Source organism: Streptomyces sp. NPDC048603 (assembly GCF_043199475.1).
In the GTDB taxonomy this organism is placed as follows: domain Bacteria; phylum Actinomycetota; class Actinomycetes; order Streptomycetales; family Streptomycetaceae; genus Streptomyces.
Genome location: NZ_JBICVY010000016.1, coordinates 1 through 5,321, shown reverse-complemented (window position 1 = coordinate 5,321; position 5,321 = coordinate 1). Strand labels below are relative to the sequence as shown.

3 protein-coding genes, 1 tRNA gene and 1 rRNA gene are annotated in these 5,321 nt (G+C 71.4%); 1 reads left to right on the top strand and 4 read right to left on the bottom strand.

Going from position 1 to position 5,321, the window contains the following annotated elements; genetic code table 11:
• The coding region (locus ACGFQ9_RS32155) for a HAMP domain-containing protein (protein WP_393578751.1) at nt 1–1,816 on the bottom strand (1,816 nt) is incomplete at its 3' end.
• A gap of 225 nt (nt 1,817–2,041) precedes the next feature.
• Between ACGFQ9_RS32155 and ACGFQ9_RS32150 the strand changes: the two genes are divergently transcribed.
• Nucleotides 2,042–4,564, top strand: coding sequence for a SpoIIE family protein phosphatase (locus ACGFQ9_RS32150; protein ID WP_393578749.1), 2,523 nt, complete (start codon nt 2,042–2,044; stop codon nt 4,562–4,564).
• A gap of 11 nt (nt 4,565–4,575) precedes the next feature.
• Here the strand turns inward: ACGFQ9_RS32150 and ACGFQ9_RS32145 are convergent, their stop codons facing one another.
• From ACGFQ9_RS32145 to rrf, 3 genes are all read right to left on the bottom strand, one after another.
• Nucleotides 4,576–5,064, bottom strand: a complete 489-nt coding sequence (locus ACGFQ9_RS32145; RefSeq protein WP_393578747.1) for an isochorismatase family protein — start codon at nt 5,062–5,064, stop codon at nt 4,576–4,578.
• 86 nt (nt 5,065–5,150) lie between these two features.
• Nucleotides 5,151–5,223 (bottom strand) — tRNA-Thr (locus ACGFQ9_RS32140).
• A 5-nt stretch (nt 5,224–5,228) separates the two neighbouring features.
• A 5S ribosomal RNA gene (rrf, locus tag ACGFQ9_RS32135) occupies nt 5,229–5,321 on the bottom strand; the annotation flags it as partial.

The window sequence follows — 5,321 nt, the reverse complement described above, 5'->3', positions numbered from 1 at the left end:
GCGCCACCGCCGTGGTCACCTGGGCGATCTGCCGCACCTGCGAAGTCAGGTTGCCGGCCATGAAGTTGACCGAGTCGGTGAGCTCCTTCCAGGTGCCGGAGACCCCCTCCACCCGCGCCTGGCCGCCCAGCCGGCCCTCCGTACCCACGTCCCGCGCCATCCGGGTCACCTGGTCGGCGAACGAGGACAGCTGGTCCACCATCGTGTTGACGGTGTTCTTCAGCTGCAGCATCTCGCCCGAGACGTCGACCGTGACCTTCTGCGAAAGATCACCGTTCGCCACCGCCGTGGTCACCTGGGCGATGTTGCGCACCTGCCCGGTGAGGTTCCGGAAGGCCGTGTTCACCGAGTCGGTGAGGTCCTTCCAGGTACCCGCCGCACCCGGCACCTGCGCCTGACCGCCGAGCTCACCCTCGACGCCCACCTCACGGGCCACCCGGGTCACCTCGGCACCAAAGGCCTGCAGCTGGTCCACCATCGTGTTGACGGTGTTCTTCAGCTCCAGCATCTCGCCGGCCACGTCCACCGTGACCTTCTGCGACAGATCACCGTTCGCCACCGCCGTGGTCACGGTGGCGATGTCCCGCACCTGAGTGGTGAGGTTCCGGAAGACCGTGTTCACCGAGTCGGTGAGGTCCTTCCAGGTACCCGCCGCACCCGGCACCTGCGCCTGACCGCCGAGCAGACCCTCGGCACCGACCTCGCTCGCCACCCGGGTCACCTCGTCGGCGAAGGTGCGCAGGGTATCGGTCATCTGATTGATGGTCTCGGCCAGCTGGGCCACCTCGCCGCGCGCGCTGACCGTGACCTTCTGGGTCAGGTCGCCGTTCGCCACGGCCGTCGTGACCTGCGCGATGCCGCGCACCTGCGCCGTCAGGTTGCCCGCCATCGTGTTGACGGAGTCGGTCAGGTCCTTCCACACGCCCGCAACGCCCGGCACCTTGGCCTGGCCGCCGAGCTCGCCCTCGGTACCCACCTCCCGGGCCACCCGGGTCACCTCGGACGAGAACGAGGACAGCTGGTCCACCATCGTGTTGACGGTGTTCTTCAGCTGCAGCATCTCGCCGGCCACGTGGACCGTGACCTTCCGCGACAGATCGCCCTTCGCCACCGCCGTGGTCACCAGCGCGATGTCACGCACCTGAGCGGTGAGCCGGTACGCCATGGTGTTGACGGAATCGGTCAGATCCTTCCAGGAACCGGACATACCACGCACCTGGGCCTGACCACCGAGCTTCCCCTCGGTGCCCACCTCCAGCGCCACCCGGGTCACCTCGTCGGTGAACGCCGACAGCTGGTCGACCAGGTTGTTGACGGTACGCCCGACCTTCAGGAACTCCCCGCGCAGCGGGTGCCCCACCCCGTCCGGCGACTGGGTCCGCAGGTCCATCCGCTGCTGCAGGTCACCCTCGGCGACCGCCGACAGCACCCGCCCGACCTCCGACACCGGCCGGGCGAGGTCCTCCACCAGCTGGTTCGAGGCGTCGATCGCCGCCGCCCAGGCGCCCTCGCAGGCCCCCGTCTCCAGCCGCTCGCTCAGCTTGCCCTCGCGCCCGACCATCCGCCGGACCCGGGACAGCTCCCCGCTCAGGTGCAGATTGCGGTCGGCGACCTCGTTGTAGACGGCGGCGATCTCCGCCATCACCCCGTCGCCGGAGACCGTCAGCCGCTTCCGGAAGTTCCCGTCGCGCATCGAAACGAGAGCGGTCAGCAGCCTGTTCAACGCGGCGCTGTCGACCTCCGTCGTCCCGCTGCGCCGGGCCCGTCCGCCCTTCGCGCGCGTTCCCGTACGTCGCGCCGCTCCGCCAGACTCCACCGTGTCCCTCCCGAAAGGGTCGACCGCCGCTCTGCCGGGCAGGTGGTGCGCGCCGGCAGGCACTCCAAGCCTGCCCAGTGTTTCACCACGGCGGAACCCGGCCATAACGCTTCGGTACCTTCGCACACCACCCACACCCTGCGAGTGGATTCCGGGGGGACCGCACCCGTACCGAGGGCGGGGCAATTACGCTGGCGTCCGACTGTCCACTGTCTGAGGAGTCCCGTGATCACGGCCAGGGCGGCTGCCAGCTTCGATCCCGTAGGGCGCTCGGTGGCGGCTGCCCGCGCCTTCGTCCGCGACACCCTCCAGGGCTGGGGCTTCGCGGACATCGTCGACGACGCGGTGGTGCTCACCAGCGAACTCGTCACGAACGCGGTGATCCATGCCGGCACCCGCGCCGAGGTCCTCTGCCTGCGCAACGGCGACGGCGCGCGCGTGGAGGTCGCCGACCGGTACCCCGACCGCGAGCTGCCGCTCCTCCCGCACAACCGCGCCTACGCCGACCCGGACCGGGAGAACGGCCGCGGCCTGCTGCTGTGCGCCGCCCTGGCCTCCCGCTGGGGCGTGGAGTACACCGCCACCCACAAACACGTCTGGTTCCGCCTCGACCTGCCGGACCGGCCGGTCGGTACCCGCTACGCCGGTCCCGTCGTCCCCGACCGGCTCCTCCCGCTCGCCCAGAACCGCGTCCGCGTCGCCGTGGTCCAGGTCGGCACGGACACCGTCGTCAGCGCGTGGAACGAGGACGCCGAGCAGATCTTCGGACACCCCGCCTCGAAGGCCGTCGGCCGCCCCCTGGCGGAACTCGCCGCCTGGCCCCAGACGCCCGGCACGGCCACCGGTATCGCCGAGGCCCTCGGGCTGTCCCGCTGGGAGGGCAGTTACGGCATCCGCGGCGCCGACGGCCGGGTCATCCCCGTCTACGCCTCCCACCTCCGGGTCCGCGACGCCCAGGGCGAGCCCTCCACGGTCTGCCTCCTCGTCCACGACGAGGAACGGGCCGTCCTGCAGAGCCCCGCCCGGGTACCGGCCGGCGACGACGGCCGGCTCGCCGAACCGCGCGCCGCCGACCCCTTCGAGGTGTTCATCGGCTCTCCCGCCCCGGACGACCTCGACGGGCTGCTCCAGCGCACCGTCGAGCGCGCCCGCGACATGCTCGACGCCGACTCCGCCTTCCTGCTGCTGGCCACCGACGACGAGACCGAGCTGGAGGTCCGGGCCACCACCGGACTGCCCTCGACCCGCCAGCGGTTCGCCCGCGTCCCGGTCGAGGCCGGCACCAACCGTTTCGGCTCCGCCCGGATGCCCGCCGTCCACGAGGACCTCGCGCTCGTCCCCGGCGCCGTCCCTCTGCTGGAGACCACCGGCATGCGGTCCGTGGTGACCGTCCCGCTCAAGGTCGAGGGCCGGCTGACCGGGACCCTCGGGGTGGCGGCGGAAGCCCCCGGGCGGTACTCCAACGACGAGGCCCTGCGCCTCCAGTTCGCCGCCGACCGGATCGCCCTGGCCGTCGAGTCCGCCCGCCTCGGCGAGCTGGAACGGCTGCGCCGCGGCTCCCTCTCCTTCCTCGTCGAGGCGTCCGACCTGCTGGCCGGCACCCTCGACCGGGACCAGACCCTGGCGCTGATGGCCCAGATGACCGTCCCGACGCTCGCCACCTGGTGCGCCGTCTACACCATCGCCGACCCGGCCTCCGAGCCGTACCTCTCCTACGTCCTGCACGAGGACGAGGACCGCATCGACGGCCTGAAGGCGCTGCTCTCCGAGGTCGACCCGCCGGAGCCGGTCACCGAGACCGGGGCCCGCCCATGGACGGCCGCGGCCACCGCGGTCCGCGCCGAGACCGTGGTCCTGCCACTGCTGGCCCGCAACCGCGTCATCGGCATGCTCACCCTGGGCAATCCGCACGAGGAGCACTTCCGCCAGGAGATCCTCGAACTCGCCGAGGACCTCTCCCGCCGGGCCGCCCTCGCCCTCGACAACGCCCGCCTCTACTCGGAGCGCACGGCCATCAGCCGCTCCCTGCAGCGCAGCCTGCTGCCGCCCGGCTCCCCCGCCATCCCCGGCATGGAGGTGGAGGTCATCTACCGAGCTGCCGGCGAGGGCAACGAGGTCGGCGGCGACTTCTACGACGTCTTCCCGATCCGCGACGGCGCGTACGGCTTCGCCATCGGCGACGTCTGCGGAACGGGCCCGGAGGCGGCCGCGGTCACCGGCCTCGCCCGGCACGCCCTGCGGCTCCTGGCCCGCGAGGGCCTCGGCGGCCCGGCGGTCCTGGAACGGCTGAACGCGGCCATCCTCGACGAGGGTGCCCGCAGCCGCTTCCTCACCCTCCTCTACGGCGAACTCCACCCGCAGCCGAACGGCGGCGCCCTGATGAAGGTCGTCTGCGCCGGGCACCCCCTGCCGCTGCGCCTGCGCCCGAACGGCCAGGTCCTCCCGGCCGCCGACCCGCAGCCGCTGCTGGGCGTGATCGACGACCTGGACCTCTACGAGCAGACCCTCACCCTGGATCCCGGCGATGTGCTGCTGTGCGTCACGGACGGCGTGACGGAACGCCGGGAGGGCTCCCGGATGCTCGGGGACGACGGGCTCACGGACGTCCTGACGACGTGCACGGGCCTGACGGCCGGCGCGGTCGCCGCCCGTGTCCTCCGCGCGGTGGAACGCTTCGCGGCCGAACCGGCCTCGGACGACATGGCCATCCTGGCCTTCCGGGTCCCGGAGCCCCGCACGGGAGACTGACGGTCACGGTCTCAGACGTAGTCGGCGGTGGTGCGGACGGTCCCGAACCGGGGGAAGACCCGATCCACCGCGAACGTGTGCTCGTCCGCCGCGAAGCCCGACATGGCGTCCTCGACCAGTTCGACGTCATAGCCGTGATCGGAGGCGGCACGAGCCGTGGACTCCACCCCCATGGTGGTGACCAGCCCGGCGACGACCACCGTGTCCACGCCCAGCTCCCGCAGCCGCTCGTCCAGGCCGGTGCCGTGGAAGGCGCCCACGGTGCGCTTCACGATCTCGATGTCCGCCGGCTGTCGGAGTCCGTCCACGAGCCCGCTCCCCGGCGGCTGCTCCGCGACATTCGGCCGCTCCACCCGGACCACGACCACAGGTAGTCCCTTGGCCCGGAACGCCTCGGCCAGTCTCCGGCAGCGTTCCACGACCTCCACCCCGGCGTGGGGTGCCAACGGCAACGCGACGATGCGGGGCATCAGGTCTATGAGGATCAGAGCGGTCGTCATGCGGCCATTATTCGTCGGGCTCCGGCCCCTGCCGGGGCACAACGCAAAAAAGGCCCCCGCCTGATGGCGGGGGCCTCTTCTGTCAGAGCCCTTTAACGGAATCGAACCGTTGACCTTCTCCTTACCATGGAGACGCTCTACCGACTGAGCTAAAAGGGCGGGTTGTTCGGCGGCGTCCTACTCTCCCACAGGGTCCCCCCTGCAGTACCATCGGCGCTGAAAGGCTTAGCTTCCGGGTTCGAAATGTAACCGGGCGT

Coding starts and splice junctions, on each gene's coding strand:
- ACGFQ9_RS32145 (WP_393578747.1), bottom strand. CDS start 5,064: ATGACGACCGCTCTGATCCTCATAGACCTGATGCCCCGCATCGTCGCG.